General features: G+C 70.9%; 15 protein-coding genes and 2 tRNA genes. 8 read left to right on the top strand and 9 right to left on the bottom strand.

All coding sequences use genetic code 11. The features are described 5' to 3' along the window. Positions 1-186: 186 nt before the first annotated feature. On the top strand, positions 187-552 hold the full coding sequence (locus PYR72_RS17420) for a hypothetical protein (protein WP_275456193.1): 366 nt from the start codon (positions 187-189) through the stop codon (positions 550-552). 92 nt (positions 553-644) lie between these two features. Here PYR72_RS17420 and rsrA read toward each other — a convergent pair whose 3' ends face one another. From rsrA to PYR72_RS17440, 4 genes are all read right to left on the bottom strand, one after another. Further along, on the bottom strand, positions 645-959 hold the full coding sequence (gene rsrA, locus PYR72_RS17425; protein ID WP_013000815.1) for a mycothiol system anti-sigma-R factor: 315 nt from the start codon (positions 957-959) through the stop codon (positions 645-647). Beyond that, positions 956-1627 (bottom strand): RNA polymerase sigma factor SigR, encoded by a 672-nt coding sequence (sigR, locus tag PYR72_RS17430; protein ID WP_013000816.1) that lies wholly within the window; start codon positions 1625-1627, stop codon positions 956-958. The genes rsrA and sigR overlap by 4 nt, the downstream gene beginning before the upstream one ends. 268 nt (positions 1628-1895) lie before the next feature. Further along, complete coding sequence (locus PYR72_RS17435) at positions 1896-2555, bottom strand: alpha/beta family hydrolase (RefSeq protein ID WP_275456194.1); 660 nt, start codon at positions 2553-2555, stop codon at positions 1896-1898. A 1-nt stretch (position 2556) separates the two neighbouring features. Beyond that, on the bottom strand, positions 2557-3372 hold the full coding sequence (locus PYR72_RS17440) for an SOS response-associated peptidase (RefSeq protein ID WP_275456195.1): 816 nt from the start codon (positions 3370-3372) through the stop codon (positions 2557-2559). A gap of 104 nt (positions 3373-3476) precedes the next feature. On the opposite strand from PYR72_RS17440, the gene PYR72_RS17445 reads away from it, so the two are divergent. The 4 genes from PYR72_RS17445 to PYR72_RS17460 all read left to right on the top strand — a co-directional run bounded on the left by PYR72_RS17445 (position 3477) and on the right by PYR72_RS17460 (position 7134). Next, positions 3477-4199, top strand: coding sequence for a M50 family metallopeptidase (locus tag PYR72_RS17445; RefSeq protein ID WP_275456196.1), 723 nt, complete (start codon positions 3477-3479; stop codon positions 4197-4199). Between the two features lie 121 nt (positions 4200-4320). Further along, a complete protein-coding gene (gene aroA / locus PYR72_RS17450) occupies positions 4321-5652 on the top strand; it encodes a 3-phosphoshikimate 1-carboxyvinyltransferase (protein ID WP_275456197.1) in 1332 nt (443 codons plus the stop codon). A gap of 16 nt (positions 5653-5668) precedes the next feature. Then, positions 5669-6682, top strand: a complete 1014-nt coding sequence (gene rsgA, locus PYR72_RS17455; RefSeq protein ID WP_275456198.1) for a ribosome small subunit-dependent GTPase A — start codon at positions 5669-5671, stop codon at positions 6680-6682. 128 nt (positions 6683-6810) lie between these two features. Further along, complete coding sequence (locus tag PYR72_RS17460; RefSeq protein WP_013000822.1) at positions 6811-7134, top strand: multidrug efflux SMR transporter; 324 nt, start codon at positions 6811-6813, stop codon at positions 7132-7134. Between the two features lie 33 nt (positions 7135-7167). On the opposite strand, the gene PYR72_RS17465 is transcribed toward PYR72_RS17460, so the two are convergent. Continuing rightward, positions 7168-7791 carry a TetR/AcrR family transcriptional regulator gene (locus tag PYR72_RS17465; RefSeq protein ID WP_275456199.1) on the bottom strand — a complete coding sequence of 208 codons (624 nt, stop codon included), beginning with the start codon at positions 7789-7791 and terminating at the stop codon, positions 7168-7170. A gap of 332 nt (positions 7792-8123) precedes the next feature. Between PYR72_RS17465 and hisN the strand changes: the two genes are divergently transcribed. From hisN to PYR72_RS17480, 3 genes are all read left to right on the top strand, one after another. Further along, positions 8124-8924, top strand: coding sequence for a histidinol-phosphatase (gene hisN / locus PYR72_RS17470; protein ID WP_275456200.1), 801 nt, complete (start codon positions 8124-8126; stop codon positions 8922-8924). Positions 8925-9111: 187 nt separating this feature from the next. Further along, positions 9112-9546: a CBS domain-containing protein gene (locus PYR72_RS17475; RefSeq protein WP_275456201.1), complete on the top strand. Its 435-nt coding sequence runs from the start codon at positions 9112-9114 to the stop codon at positions 9544-9546. A 49-nt stretch (positions 9547-9595) separates the two neighbouring features. Further along, on the top strand, positions 9596-10015 hold the full coding sequence (locus tag PYR72_RS17480) for a Fur family transcriptional regulator (protein WP_275456202.1): 420 nt from the start codon (positions 9596-9598) through the stop codon (positions 10013-10015). A 95-nt stretch (positions 10016-10110) separates the two neighbouring features. Here the strand turns inward: PYR72_RS17480 and PYR72_RS17485 are convergent. The 4 genes from PYR72_RS17485 to PYR72_RS17500 all read right to left on the bottom strand — a co-directional run bounded on the left by PYR72_RS17485 (position 10111) and on the right by PYR72_RS17500 (position 15544). Beyond that, positions 10111-10184: transfer RNA gene (locus PYR72_RS17485), tRNA-Met, on the bottom strand. Between the two features lie 55 nt (positions 10185-10239). Then, the gene (locus PYR72_RS17490) at positions 10240-12258 is read right to left on the bottom strand and encodes a sel1 repeat family protein (protein WP_275456203.1); all 2019 of its coding nucleotides are present in this window, start codon (positions 12256-12258) and stop codon (positions 10240-10242) included. A gap of 171 nt (positions 12259-12429) precedes the next feature. After that, positions 12430-12503 (bottom strand) — tRNA-Met (locus tag PYR72_RS17495). A gap of 53 nt (positions 12504-12556) precedes the next feature. After that, entirely contained in the window at positions 12557-15544 is a 2988-nt protein-coding gene (locus tag PYR72_RS17500; RefSeq protein ID WP_275460437.1) for a UPF0182 family protein, read from the bottom strand. Between the last annotated feature and the right edge of the window lie 36 nt (positions 15545-15580).

Consider the following 15580-nt stretch of genomic DNA (forward strand, 5'->3'; position numbering starts at 1 on the left):
GAGCGCAGGCTTCCTTTCCTCAAGTCCCCCCATTCGCCCTCCACGTTCACGCGCCGCGCAGTACTTTGAACGCCAACTTGCACAACAAGGCCAAAAGTTGATGTTTGTGACCGGTAGGTCACTCGCGTCGATCGTAGTTGGCCGGACAGTGACCGGTCAGCAGCACTGAGGAATTGGGGCAGCAATATGAACATCGAGACGGCGCTCAAGGAAGCCATGGCTCTCGACGGCGCGGTCGGCGTCGCGCTGGTCGACTACGAGAGCGGCATGTCGCTCGGCACCCTCGGCGGCGGACAGCATCTCGATCTGGAGCTGGCGGCGGCCGGCAACACCGAGGTGGTGCGGGCCAAGATGCGCACGCTGGCCTCGCTGGACATGAACGACGTGATCGAGGACATCCTGATCACGCTTGGTCAGCAGTACCACCTGATCCGGCCGCTGACCAGCAGCAAGGGGTCGCTCTTCCTCTACCTGGCGCTGGACCGCTCCCGCAGCAACCTGGCGCTGGCCAGGCACGGCCTGAAGCGCATCGAGAACGGCCTGGAGGTCTGAGCCGCTTCCGCCCCGCCTCCGACGCGACGACGGAGCCCGCCGCGGGAGGGGCCGCACGGCCCTTCCCGCGGCGGGCTCCGCCCCGGTGGTTCTCAGCTCTCCTGAGGGGCGGCCGGCGAGGCCGCCGTCACATCGTGCTCGGGCACGGTCTGCCCCGACCGGATCAGATCGATCCGGCCCATCACCTTGGCCCGCAGGTCGGTCGGCACGTCATCCTGCCCGCAGCACCGCTTGACCAGCTTCTTCACGGCCTGTTCGAGCCCGTACTTCTCCAGACAGGGCGAGCACTCCTCGAAGTGGTGCTCGAACTTGGTGCAGTCGGCGTCGGGCATCTCCCGGTCGAGGAACTCGTAGAGATGATCGAGGATTTCGCTGCAATCCGTCTCGTGCGGCTCTCCGCAGCTCATGAGCCCGAGCCTTTCGCTTCGTTCGACTCTCCGGCGCCGGCCGGGACGAGCCCGCGGTCGCGGGCGTAGTCCTCGAGCATGCCGCGCAGTTGACGGCGGCCCCGGTGCAGCCGGGACATCACCGTACCGATGGGTGTCCCCATGATGTCGGCGATCTCCTTGTACGCAAAGCCCTCGACATCCGCGAGATAGACGGCGATGCGGAACTCCTCGGGGATCGCCTGCAGCGCCGACTTCACGTCCGAGTCGGGCAGGTGGTCGAGCGCCTGCGACTCGGCCGAGCGCAGTCCGGTCGACATGTGCGACTCGGCGCGCGCCAGCTGCCAGTCCTCGATCTCCTCGGCCGCGGAGCGCTGGGGTTCGCGCTGCTTCTTGCGGTACGAGTTGATGAAGGTGTTCGTGAGGATGCGGTACAGCCAGGCCTTCAGGTTGGTGCCCTCACGGAACTGGTGGAAGGACGCGTACGCCTTCGCGTACGTCTCCTGCACCAGGTCCTCGGCGTCGGCCGGATTGCGCGTCATGCGCAGCGCGGCCGAGTACATCTGGTCGAGGAATTCCAGGGCGTCCCGCTCGAACCGGGCGCTGCGCTCCGCGGCGGTCTCGGTGCCCTCGGGCTGCTCCGCCTGGCCCCGTTCGGTCCCTGCGTCGGTCCCAGTGACCGGACCCACCTCCTCCAGCGTCTGTGCGATACCGAAACCGGTACCACCAGAATCGGAGGATAGACGACGATCCATGCCCGCCGCCGCCCGAACAGGGCCGCTCTTGGCCGCGTGCAGCACCGTCCAGTCCAGGTCAGCGCGGCTGCTGCGGCTCGGGCAGTAGGTCGAACCCATGCGGCGGACTTCCTCTCCTAGGGCGGTCAGCACGGTCTTTCGCACTGTCTGATCCGCACAACCAAGGCCCGCCGCTCCGCATTCCCGGCCACCGCCCGACCCGTCATCCGAGTGACGCGATCCACTCCACGACACCGTCGGTGAGCACGCTCAGGGCCTCCTCCTGCCCGAGGGGCGCCCTCTTCGGCACGGCGAACCCGTGATCGCCGTAGGGCACCTCGACGAGCCCGTACGAGCCCTCCGGGAACTCCTCCGGCTTCCCGAACGGATCGTTCCCGCCCTGGACGACGAGCGTGGGCACGCCGGCCCCCAGCAGCTCGTCCGCCCGCGACTTCTCCGGCCGCCCGGGCGGATGCAGCGGAAAGCTCAGCGCCAGGACGGCCACGGCGCCCAGCTCCGTCGCCGTACGGCAGGCGACCCGGGCCCCGGCGCTCCGTCCGCCCGCGATCACCGGGAGTCCCGGCCTCGCCAGCGCGGGCCACAGTCCGCGCCAGCCCACGTCCAGTGTCTTCGGCGCGGGCGCGAGCTTCTTCCCCGCGACCCGCCACGGCTGCTCCACCAGGGCGACGCTCACGCCGTGCGCGGGGAGCACGGCGGCGAGGGCCCGGAGGTCACGGGCCTCGACACCGCCGCCGGCGCCATGGCCGAGGGCGAGGACGCGTTCCGGCGCCTCGGCCTCGTACCAGCTGACACGGGCCGTACCGGCCTCGGTGTCGATCTCTTCCCGCGCCGCCGCGTTCGCTGCTGCCTCGATCTCGGTCACGTCAGAAGAGTGTGCCCTCCTCGGGCCCCTCCAGCTCCTTCAGCAGCTCCGGGCCGTTGTTGCGGACATTGCTGACCGCGGTGGAGACGGGGTAGGCGCGCATCAGCCCGGCGGGCGGCGGTTCGAGCAGGGCCCGCAGATCGTCCGGATCCGTACGGGCCGGATCGAGCCAGCCGTCCCAGCGGTCGGGCGTGAGCATCAACGGCATCCGGGGGTGAATATCGGCCAGCGCGCGCGGGCCGTCCTGCGGGGCCACGGCCAGCGGGGACGTCTCGGCCTCCGTCGTGATCACCGAGCAGGTCGCCCACCAGGCCCGCGGGTGGTCGTCCGGCAGCGTCCTGTCCCGCCAGAACTCGTACAGCCCGGCCATCGCGAAGACGGACCCGTCGGCCGGGAGCACGAAGTACGGCTGCTTGCGCGGCCGCTTCTTCTTCCCCTCGACCTCCAGCTCCCGCTCCCCCGCGCCGGTGACCCACTCGAAGTAGCCGTCGGCGGGCAGGATGCAGCGCCGGGTGGCGAAGGCCCGGCGGTACGACGGCTTCTCGTGCACGGTCTCCGCGCGGGCGTTGATCATCCGGGCGGCGCCCTCGGGGCTCTTGGACCAGGACGGGACCAGCCCCCACTTCAGCTTCCGGAGCTGGCGAACCGGCCGCTTGTCGTCGGCGTCCTTCAGAGGGCGGTCGAGAACCGCGTAGACCTCCTTGGTGGGAGCCACGTTGTAATCGGGCTCCAGAGTCTCTTCCGGCTCCCACTTCTCGATCTCGAAGACTCCTGCGAGATCCTCGGGCCTACGACTCGACGCATACCGTCCGCACATAGGTGCCACACTGCCAGGCCGACCCGTCACCCGACCACCGCCCCCGCACCCGGCCTCACCCGCCGACCCCAGCCGATCGCGACCCCGAGGAGCCACAGCAGAACATGGAAAGCACCGCAGCCACCTCGCTGGCGAGTCTGTGGGACGAGATCTTCGGCACCCAGCCCGAACCCGACCTCTGGGTCGTCATAGCCACCGCGGTCGCCGCGCTCGCGGCGATCGTCCCGCACGGCGTCTGGCGCCTCTCGCGCAACGCCATCACCATCGCCCACGAGGGCGGCCATGGTCTGGTCGCGCTGCTCACCGGCCGCACCCTGACCGGCATCCGGCTGCACTCCGACACCAGCGGCCTCACGGTGAGCCGCGGCAAACCCACCGGCATCGGCATGATCCTCACCGCCGCCGCCGGCTACACCGCTCCGCCGCTCCTCGGTCTCGGCGGCGCCGCCCTCCTCGGCTCCGGCCGCATCACCCTGCTGCTGTGGCTCGCCACGATCCTGCTGATCGCCATGCTGGTCATGATCCGCAACGCCTACGGCGCGCTCACGGTCCTCGTCACCGGCGGCACCTTCGTGGTCGTCTCCTGGCTCGCGGGACCCCAGGTCCAGGCCGCGTTCGCCTACGCGGTGGTCTGGTTCCTGCTGCTGGGCGGTGTGCGCCCGGCGTTCGAACTCCAGGCCAAACGCCGCCGCGGCGGGGCCGGCGACTCGGACGCGGACCAGCTCTCCCGTCTGACCCACGTCCCGGCGACGGTATGGCTGGTCATGTTCCACGTGGTGTCGCTGTGCGCTCTGACGGGGGGCGGCCGCTGGCTGCTGAACCTCTGACTCCGGCGGCCCGCGGAGCGCGGGGACCCGCGCGACCGGCCACGGCGAAAGCCGCATCCGGCGGGCGACGCATGTCAACCGGCGGAACCGGGCGGAGGCAACCCCCACTAAAGTGGGCCGCATGGCCCTGAACGCACAGCCCGACCTCTGGCCCGCCCCGCACGCGAGCGGAGCCGTCGACGCGACGGTCCACGTCCCGGGGTCCAAGTCCGTCACCAACCGCGCCCTCGTCCTCGCCGCCCTCGCCAGCGAGCCCGGATGGCTGCGCCGCCCCCTGCGCTCCCGCGACACCCTCCTGATGGCGGGCGCGCTGCGCGCGATGGGCGTCGGCATCGAGGAGACCGTCTCCTCCAGCTCCTCCGGCGCGGGCGGTTCCGGCGAGGCGTGGCGCGTCCTGCCCACCGGCCTGCACGGCCCGGCCACGGTGGACGTGGGCAACGCCGGCACGGTCATGCGTTTCCTCCCCCCGGTCGCCGCCCTCGCCGACGGCCCCATCCGCTTCGACGGCGACCCGCGGTCCTACGAGCGCCCGCTGCACGGCGTGATCGACGCCCTGCGCGTCCTCGGCGCCCGGATCGACGACGACGGCCGGGGCGCCCTTCCGCTCACGGTCCACGGCAGCGGCGCGCTGGACGGCGGCCCGGTGGCGATCGACGCGTCCTCGTCGTCGCAGTTCGTCTCGGCGCTGCTGCTCTCGGCCCCCCGGTTCAACCAGGGCGTGGAGGTCCGCCACACCGGTTCGACCCTGCCCTCCCTGCCCCACATCCGGATGACCGTCGACATGCTGCGCTCGGTCGGCGCGCAGGTGGACACCCCGGAGTCGGGCGGCGAGCCGAACGTCTGGCGGGTCACGCCGGGCGCGCTGCTCGGCCGCGACCTGACGATCGAGCCGGACCTGTCCAACGCCCAGCCGTTCCTGGCGGCGGCCCTGGTGACCGGCGGCAAGATCGTCATCCCCGACTGGCCCGCGCGCACCACCCAGCCCGGCGACCAACTCCGCGAGATCTTCACGGAGATGGGCGGCACCTGCGAACTGACCGAGTACGGCCTGGTGTTCACCGGCTCCGGCGCGATCCACGGCATCGACGTGGACCTGAGCGAGGTCGGCGAGCTGACCCCGGGCATCGCCGCGGTCGCCGCCCTCGCCGACTCCCCCTCGACGCTGCGCGGCGTCGCCCACCTCCGCCTGCACGAGACGGACCGCCTGGCCGCGCTCACCAAGGAGATCAACGAACTCGGCGGCGACGTCACCGAGACCGCCGACGGCCTCCACATCCGCCCCCGCGCCCTGCACGGCGGTGTCTTCCACACGTACGACGACCACCGCATGGCGACGGCCGGTGCGATCATCGGCCTGGCGGTGGAGGGTGTGCGCATCGAGAACGTGGCGACGACCGCCAAGACCCTGCCGGACTTCCCCGACCTGTGGACCGGGATGCTCGGGAAGAACTGACGGGCGGACCGGGATCATGCGCCGTTACGGCAAGCACACCGACGAGGACGACATCCGCAGCCGCCCCAACCGCAAGGGCAACCGTCCCCGTACACACATCCGTCCCAAGCACGAGGACGCGGCGGAGGGCATGGTCCTCACCGTCGACCGGGGCAGGCTGACCTGTCTGGTCGAGGACCGTGTGGTGATGGCGATGAAGGCCCGGGAACTGGGCCGCAAGGCGGCGGTCGTCGGCGACACCGTCGCCCTGGTCGGCGATCTCTCCGGCAAGAAGGACACCCTGGCCCGGATCGTCCGCATCGCCGACCGCACGTCGGTGCTGCGCCGCACGGCGGACGACGACGACCCCTACGAGCGGGTCGTCGTCGCCAACGCCGACCAACTCGCCATCGTCACGGCCCTCGCCGACCCGGAACCCCGGCCCCGGCTGATCGACCGCTGTCTGGTGGCCGCCTACGACGCCGGTCTCACGCCTCTGCTCGTGCTGACGAAGTCGGACCTGGCCTCGCCCGACAAACTCCTGGAGCTCTACGGCGACATCGACCTCCCGTACGTCGTGACGAGCCGCGAGGAACTGGAGTCGGGGGGCGCCGCCGACCGTGTCCGCGTCCACCTCGACGGCAGGGTCACCGCGTTCGTCGGCCACTCCGGCGTGGGCAAGACGACCCTGGTGAACGCCCTGGTACCCGAGGACCGCCGTCGTACGACGGGTCATGTGAACGCGGTGACGGGCCGCGGCCGGCACACCACCACCTCGGCGCTGGCCCTGCCCCTGGCGGACTCGGACGGCGGCTGGGTGGTGGACACCCCGGGCGTCCGGTCGTTCGGCCTGGCCCACATCGACCCGTCCCGGGTCATCAACGCCTTCCCGGACCTGGTGCCGGGCACGGAGGGCTGCCCGCGCGCGTGCAGTCACGACGAGCAGGACTGCGCCCTGGACCAGTGGGTGGCGGACGGACACGCGGACCCGGCCCGGCTCTACTCCCTGCGCAGGCTCCTCTCGACGCGCGAACGACGGGAAGGCGACTGACCTCCGCGTTGTTTGCGCCCCCGCCCACCCGGTAAGTGCATAATCGCACCAAGTCGGACCCGGAGCGGACGAGATCGCCGGGAGCGGCCCGAGCGGTCACGGAACGCGGGGACACGGGAGGACGAGACATGGCGTGGCTGCTGGTGGTCGTGGCGGGGCTGCTGGAGACCGGGTTCGCCGTCTGTCTGAAGCTGTCGCACGGTTTCACCAGGCTCTGGCCCACGGTCGCCTTCTGCGTCTTCGCCCTCGGCAGCTTCGGACTGCTGACCCTCTCCCTGAAGAAGCTCGACGTCGGCCCCGCCTACGCCGTCTGGACGGGCATCGGCGCGGCCGGCACCGCGATCTACGGGATGATCTTCCTCGGCGATCTCGTCTCCACCCTGAAGATCGTCTCGATCACCCTGGTGATCGTGGGGGTCGTGGGTCTGCAACTGTCCGGGTCCGCCCAGTAGTCCGCGCCCCGGCGGGGAACGGCGCCGCCGCGGCTACAGGTGGTTGAGGGACCGGCCGGGCTGACGCGGCAGCGCGGTCCGCACGAGGTCCGTGACCCCGCCCTCCGCCGGGGGCGCCGCCACGCAGGACAGGGCGAGCCGGACGGCGAGTTCGCAGGACCGGGCCAGCTCCCCCGGGTCCGGCCGGGGAGCGCCGGACCCGGACAGCGCGGCGACGGCCCGCTCGCGCACCAGCGCCACGAAGTCGGTGGGCGCGGGCAGGGGCCCGTCCGCACGGCGCTGGGCGGGCACGACGGAGGACGAGGGCACCGCCGAGAGGGTCGGTGAGGGCAGCCGCTCGCTCCAGCAGCCGGTGAGCATGGCCCGGACGAGCACGTTGTTCCGCGAGGCCCGCACGGTCCACTCGGCGGTCGCGGCCAGCCGGTCCCGGGTGTCCGCGGGAGTGGCCAGCGCCCGGTCCACGCCCGCCAGATAGCCGTCCGCCTCCCGCCGGACCAGAGCCCTGGCGAGTCCGTCCTTGCTGCCGAACTCGTTGTACAGCGTCTGACGTGACACTCCCGCCACCGCCGCCACGTCCACCATGCGTACGGCGGACCACGGCCGGCGCATCAGCGCCGTGTAAGCGGCGTCCAGCAAGGATTCCCGCGCTGCAGGCATCATCGCCTCCCTAACAAGCGAGCGGGCGGCTCTGGCCCTCAGATTTGACGCGCATCAAGTCACTGTCAAGAGTTCGCGGCGGCCCCCGGGGGCGCACACCGGCCGGCGCGCGCGGCACGTGCCGCCCCACCTCGACGGCGCCCGCCCTCACCCCCGTCGGTGACTCCCCGTCGTCTGCCCACGGCCACGGCGGGACATTCACGCCGAGCCCTCCGCGCTCGCGCCGTCCGGCGCTTCTGCCCCGGCCCCGGACCTCCCCGAGCCCCCGGTGCCCCGACCTGCCTCCGGCCCCCTGTAGCCCCGTACCGACCTCGACAGATACCGTTCGCCACATGGCCGACTACCTCGACGACCTCCGCTTCGCCCACGTCCTCGCGGACGCCGCCGACGCGACCACCATGGCCCGCTTCAAGGCCCTCGACCTGAAGGTCGAGACGAAGCCGGACATGACTCCGGTGAGCGAGGCCGACAAGGCCGCCGAGGAGCTCATCCGCGGCCAGCTCCAGCGCGCCCGACCCCGGGACGCCATCCTGGGCGAGGAGTTCGGCCTGGCCGGCACCGGCCCCCGCCGCTGGGTCGTCGACCCGATCGACGGCACCAAGAACTACGTCCGGGGCGTCCCCGTCTGGGCCACCCTGATCTCCCTGATGGAAGCGGGCGAGGGCGGCTACCAGCCCGTCGTCGGCGTCGTCTCCGCCCCCGCCCTGGGCCGCCGCTGGTGGGCGGCGAAGGGCCACGGCGCCTTCACGGGCCGCAGTCTCAGCTCGGCCTCCCGCCTGCACGTCTCCCGCGTCGCGCGGCTGTCGGACGCGTCCTTCGCGTACTCCTCCCTCAGCGGCTGGGAGGAGCGCGGCAGCCTGAACGGCTTCCTGGACCTGACCCGCGAGGTGTGGCGTACGCGCGCGTACGGCGACTTCTGGCCGTACATGATGGTCGCCGAGGGCTCGGTGGACATCTGCGCCGAACCCGAGCTGTCCCTGTGGGACATGTCCGCCAACGCGATCATCGTCACCGAGTCGGGCGGCAGCTTCACCGGTCTCGACGGCCGCCCCGGCCCGCACAGCGGCAACGCGGCGGCGTCGAACGGTCTGCTGCACGACGAGTTGCTGGGCTACCTGAACGAGCGCTACTGACCGCTCCCCTGCCGGAGTGATCCCGAGGCGCCCCGAACTGACCACGCACGCCCCCTTGTTGACCTCCGCTTTGCCTGCCACATTGAGAGCTCCCCCACTTGTGAACTTGTGCAGTGCTCAATTGGCGCCTCCGGCGCCGGGCCTGAACTATCCGTCACCGGGGTGCCCTAGGAGGTGGCTGAACTCCATGCTCGTCCGCGACGCCATGAGCACAGTGGTCCTCACCATCGGCCCCGATCACACTCTCCGGCAGGCCGCCGCCCTGATGTCGGCCCGCCGGATCGGCGCGGCCGTGGTCCTCGACCCGGACGCCGGCGGACTCGGGATACTGACCGAACGCGACGTCCTCAACTCCGTCGGCCTGGGCCAGAGCCCGGACGCCGAGCGAGCCCATGCCCACACCACCACCGACGTCGTGTTCGCCACGCCGTCCTGGACCCTGGAGGAAGCGGCCCGCGCCATGACCCACGGCGGCTTCCGCCATCTGATCGTCCTCGACGAGGGAGCCGCGATCGGCATCGTCTCGGTCCGCGACATCATCCGCTGCTGGACCCCGGCCCGGCAGCACGCCGGTAGAGATCGATCCCATGTTGGATCGATTCCAAGTCAAGCCAAGATCTAAAATCACATCCGTTCGGGAACTGTTCGTCCAGGCTGTTACGCTGGTGGCTATGAGTGACCTTCTGGAACGGCTGCGCGGACGCGGATGGCGCATGACCGCACAGCGGCGTGTCGTGGCCGAGGTGCTCGACGGCGAACACGTCCATCTGACGGCCGACGAGGTGCACACACGTGCCGTCGCCAAGCTGCCGGAGATCTCCCGGGCGACCGTCTACAACACCCTGGGTGAGCTGGTCGTCCTCGGCGAGGTGCTGGAGGTGGCCACGGACCGGCGGGCCAAGCGGTACGACCCCAACGCGCACCGCCCGCACCACCACCTGGTCTGCGCCCGCTGCGGCACGATCCGGGACGTCCACCCCACCGGGAACCCCCTCGCCGATCTCCCCGCCGCCGAGCGCTTCGGCTTCACCGTCTCGGACGTGGAGGTCACCTACCGGGGCCTGTGCCCGGCCTGCGCGACGACGGCCTAGCCCCGGCGTCGCACGACGAAGCCCCCGGCAGCATACGCTCGGGGGCATACACCTAGGGCCCGGAACCTGATCGGTTCCGGGCCCTGGGTCTTCAGTAGCGGGGACAGGATTTGAACCTGCGACCTCTGGGTTATGAGCCCAGCGAGCTACCGAGCTGCTCCACCCCGCGTCGGTGAACTGAACATTACGTCAAGCCCGTCGACCAGCGCAAATCCATTCAGCGCCTACGCCGACAGCTCGTCCCGCAGCGCGTCCCGCAGCCGTGCCGCCCGCTCCCTGACCTCCGCCGGTCCGAGCGCCACGGCCCGGTCGGCCCACCGCTTGCCCTCCACCAGCTCACCCCGACGCGCGTAGACGAGGGCAAGCCGCAGAGCCGCCCGCCCGTGCCCCGCGTCGGCGGCCCGGGCCCACCACAACGCGGCCTCCGGCTCACTCCCCTCACGGGCGAGCAGCAGCCCCAGATTGAACGCCCCGTTCCGCGACCCGGACTCCGCCGCGGCCCGGTACCACCGGGCCGCCTCGGCCACGTCGCCCCGCCCCGCCGCGAGCATCCCGACCCGTACCTGCGCCCGCCGGTGCCCCTGGGACGCGGCCCTCTCGTACCACTCCTCGCACTCGTTCTTCTCCCGCACCGGCTCCCCCAGCTCGTGCGCGGGCGCCGGCGGGCGGCGCGCGTCCAGCACGGCGGCCAGCCGGTACGCGGCCTCCGCGCTGCCGCCGCCCGCGGCACACCGCAGGTGCCGCTCGGCGGCCCGCTCGTCGCCGTCCCGCAGCCGCGCGATGGCGACCTGGAGCGCCGCCTCGGTGTGGCCCGCGGCGGCCGCCCGCTCGTACCAGACCAGCGCCGTCACGTCGTCGCCTCGCCCGGCGAACAGGATGCCCAGGTTGAAGGCGGCGTCCACGCTGCCGGCCTCCGCGGCCTTGGAGAACCACGGCTCGGCCCCGGCGGTGTCCCCGACCTGCAGCAACAGGATGGCCAGCGCGTTCGCCGCCTCCCGGTGCCCGGCGTACGCGGCCCGGCGGTACCACTGCTCGGCCTGCGCGGTCCGCCCCTGCTCGGCGCAGAGCAGCCCGAGGTTGTACGCCCCGTTGACGTCACCGGCGTCCATCGCCGCCCGGTACCACCGCTCGGCGGTCTGCGTCTCGCCTCGCTCGGCGTGCAGCGCGCCCAGCGCGTTCGCCGCGTTGCCGTCGCCGTCCTGGGCGGCCCGCAGCCACCACACGGCCGCGCTCTCCGTGTCGCCCGCGTCCCGCAGCAGGAACCCGAGCGCGCACGCGGCGCGCGGCTCCCCGTCCTTGGCGGAGGTGAGGTACCAGCGGCCGGCCTCCTTGTGCTCACCGCGCCGCTCCAGGATGGCCCCGAGGTGCAGCGCGGCCCGCCGGTGCCCGCGCGCCGCGGCCTGGCGGTACCACTGCTCGGCCTCCTCGGCGGCGGCGCCGACCCCGTCGCCCGCGCCGGACTCGCCGGCCCGTGCGGCCGCGCGGCCCTCCCGCACGACGAGGCGCCCCTCGCGGGCGGTGTCACGGCCCGCGCCCGCGCCCTCGAACGCCGCGCGCGCGATTCTGCGCCCCTCGCGCACGGCGGCGCGTTCCTCCTGCTCGGCGAGCTGGTCCAGCGCCCGCGCGAGCCGGTAGGCGGCCTCGCGGTGGCCGCGCTCGGCGGCGGCCCGCATCCACCGCTCGGCGGCGGCGTCACTGCGGTGTTCCAGCAGGTCGGCGAGGGCGTACGCACCCAGGGCGTGCCCCTGCTCGGCGGACTGGCGCAGCCAGTACTCGGCGGCCGGTTCGTCGCCGCGCTCGCGGTGGTGCCGGCCGAGCGCGTGCGCGGCCGCGGCGGATCCGGCGACGGCCGCGACCCGCCACCAGCTGGCGGCCTCGTCGGCGTAACCGCGCTGGTGCAGCAGGACGCCCAGGTTGTTGGCGGCCGCGCGGTCCCCGGCGGCGGTGGCGCCCCGCAGGTAGGGCTCGGCCCCGTCGAGGTCGCCCCGGCGCAGCAGCATGGCTCCGACGACGCTCATCGCCTCGGCGTCGCCGGATTCGGCGGCGAGACGCTGACGCGCCTCCTCCACGGCGTCCCCCGTCTCGTCCTCGTCCGCCGTACGCACAGACTCGACCGACGCGGTGGACTCGGCGGGCGCCGCGAAGTCTGCGGGCAGCACAAAGTCGTCAGGCTGCGCAAAGTCGGCACGCTGCGCAAACCGCCCTGTCTCCAACAGAGTTGCCTTGTCCCCCATAACGTCCATCGTCGCACCACCTGCAACCTGGGTACACCTGGTATACCGCAGCCATTGAGGTCACTACAGCGTTTTGTCGACATGCCCACAGAGCGACAAGTGAAACACAGATTGGCCGACTCTCCCCGCCAACACGTCGAAGGCCCGGATCCTGATGAGGATCCGGGCCTTCAACTTCAGTAGCGGGGACAGGATTTGAACCTGCGACCTCTGGGTTATGAGCCCAGCGAGCTACCGAGCTGCTCCACCCCGCGCCGTTGCGTTGCAACCGTACCACGGTGCGGGGTGGAGCCCTGCATCAGCCTTTTCAGCCGCTTCCGGCGCCTCCGTCGTCGTTCTTGTCGCCGCCGTCGCTCTTGTTGCTCTTGTCACTCTTGTCGGCGCTGTCGCTCTTGTCGGCGCTGTCGTTGCCGCTGCCGCCGGTCCCGTCGGCCTTGGACTGGGCGTCCTCGGCCCGCTTCAGCGCGTCCTCCAGGTCCTGTTGGGCCCGGCCGTACGCCTCCCAGTCGCCGTCCTTGAGGGCCTGCTGCCCCTCGTCGAACGCCTTCTGGGCCTCCTCCAGGGCCTCTTGGACGGTCGGATCACCGGACGCCGGCGGCTCGTCGGTGCCCTCGTCGGGGTCGTCCGCCGGTGGCTCGGTGGGCGAACCCTCGGTCTCGAACACCTTGTTGAGCGCCTCGTCGAGGGTGTCCTCGAAGGCCGTGTTGCCGCCGTAGGTGACCAGCACCTTGCGCAGCAGCGGGTACTTGAGCCCGCCGCCTCGCACATAGACGGGTTCCACATAGAGCAGTCCGCCGTCGAGCGGGACCGTCAGGAGGTTGCCGTACTCGACCTGTGAGTCACCTCTCTTGAGGAGGCTGATGGTCTCGGCGATGTCCTGTTCGGAGTTGAACTGGCTCTGGACCTGTTTCGGTCCGTCGATCGGTTCGCTGGTCGGCAGTTTCAGAATTCTGATCTTGCCGTAGTCCTTGGTCCCCGCCTCGGCGTTGACCGCCACGAAGGCGCTGAGGTTGTCCCGGCCGTTCGGCGTGAGCGTCGTGGTCAGCGAGAACGCCTGTTCCGTCTGTCCCGGCAGCTTCATGCTCAGGTAGTACGGCGGCACCGCGTTGCCCGAGGTGTTGGTCGGGTCGTCCGGGACCTGCCACACCTCGCTGCCGCTCAGGAACGTCTCGGCGTCCTTCACGTGATAGCGCGTCAGCAGCTCACGCTGGACCTTGAACAGGTCCTGCGGGTACCGCAGATGGGCCTCCAGCGACTTCGAGATCGCCGTCTTCGGCTCCACCGTGTCCGGGAACGCCTTCATCCAGGTCTTCAGGACCGGGTCCTTGGTGTCCCACTGGTAGAGCTTGACCTGACCCGTGTACGCGTCGACGGTCGCCTTCACCGAGTTGCGGATGTAGTTGACCTGGTTCTGCTGGGCCACCACCGCGCGCTGGCTGTTGTCCGCGGTCAGCGAGTCGGCCGTCGTGTCGCCCAGGGTGGTGCGGGAGGCGTACGGGTAGCCGTTGGTGGTGGTGTACGCGTCGACGATCCACTGGATCTTCCCGTCGACGACGGCCGGGTAGGCGTCGCCGTCGATGGTCAGCCAGGGGGCGACCGCCTCGACGCGCTCCTTGGGCGTGCGGTTGTACAGGATCCGCGAACCCTCGCCGATGGCGCCGGAGTAGAGGATCTGCGGCTCGTTGAACGCCACCGCGTACGCGGCGCGGTTGACCGGGCTGGAGAGGTTGACCCCGCTCTTGCCCTTGTAGCTGGTGGTCTTCTCACCGCTGTCGTCGGAGTAGTCGATCTCGTCCTGGGGACCACCGACGATCGAGTACTGGGTGGTCTTCTCGCCGTAGTACACCCGCTGCTGGTACTTGCCCAGGTCGCCCTTGGACGGCAGGTCGGACTCGGTGAACACCGGTCGGCCGCCGGAGGTGGCCTCGGTGCCCTTGGCGGCGACCACGCCGTAGCCGTGGGTGTAGCGGAAGTGGTCGTTGATCCAGTTGTTCTTGGGGATGCCGGCGAGGTTCAGCTCGCGCAGACCGATGACCGTGTCCTGCTCCGCGCCGTCCTCATTGCTGTACCGGTCGACGTCCAGGTTCGTGGGGAACGCGTAGTAGTTCCTCATCTGCTGGAGCTGCTGGAACGTCGGCGAGACGATGTTCGGGTCGAGCATGCGGATGCTGGCCGTGGTGTCGGCGTCCTTGCGGAGCTTGGCCTTGTCCGTGGTGTCGCTCACACCCGAGTACTCCTCGACGTCCGTCCCGTCGATGCCGTAGGCCTGCCGGGTCGCCTCCAGGTTCTTCTCGACGTACGGCGCTTCCTTGGCCTGCTCGTTCGGCTGGACCTGGAACTTCTGCACGATCGCCGGGTACAGCCCGCCGATGAGGATCGCGGAGAGCACCATCAGGCCGAAGCCGATGACGGGCAGCTGCCAGGTGCGCCGCCAGATGGTGGCGAAGAACAGCAGCGCGCAGATCACGGCGATGCAGAACAGGATCGTCTTGGCCGGCAGGTACGCGTTCGCGTCGACGTACCTCAGGCCCGTCCAGTTGCCGGTCGCCTTGAAGTCGCTGGACTTCACCGCGAGCCCGTACCGGTCGAGCCAGTACGCGACCGCCTTCAGGGCGACGAAGATCCCGAGCAGCACCGACAGGTGCCCGGTGGCCGCGGCGGTGGCGCGGGCGCCCGGGGAGGTGACCCTGAGGCCGCCGTACAGGTAGTGCGTGAGCGCGGCGGCGATCACCGAGAGCACGGCCGCGGCGAAGCCGAAGCCGAGCAGGAAGCGGTACCAGGGCAGGTCGAAGGCGTAGAAGGAGACGTCCAGACCGAACTGGGGGTCCTTCTGTCCGAACGACACCCCGTTGACCCACATCAGCCAGGTGCGCCACTGCCCGGAGGCGGAGGCGCCGGCGATGAGGCCCACCAGGGAGGTGATCCCGAGGAGCAGCCACTTCTTGTAGGGCGCGATGCCCATCCGGTACCGGTCGAGGTTCTGCTGCTCCATCGACATGGCGCTCAGCGGCGGCCGCAGCCGGTGCGCCAGCCAGATGTTGAAGCCGACCGAGGCCGACATCAGCAGGCCGAAGACGAAGAAGAGCCCGATCTTCGTCCAGAGCGTGGTGGTGAAGACGGACGAATACTTCACCGACCGGTACCAGAGCCAGTCCGTCCAGAATCCCGCGAACATGACGAAGACCATGCCGAGGACGGCAAGGACGCCCAACGTCATGAGCAGCGTCCGGACACGTCGGGACGGTCGGCCCACTCTGATCCGCGGCCCCGTCGGGCCTCCGCCGCGGTCCGGCATCTGGAAAGCCAAGGTGCGCACCTCGAAGTTCGCTGT

The organism is Streptomyces sp. VNUA24, assembly GCF_029167005.1.
Lineage (GTDB): Bacteria > Actinomycetota > Actinomycetes > Streptomycetales > Streptomycetaceae > Streptomyces > Streptomyces scabiei.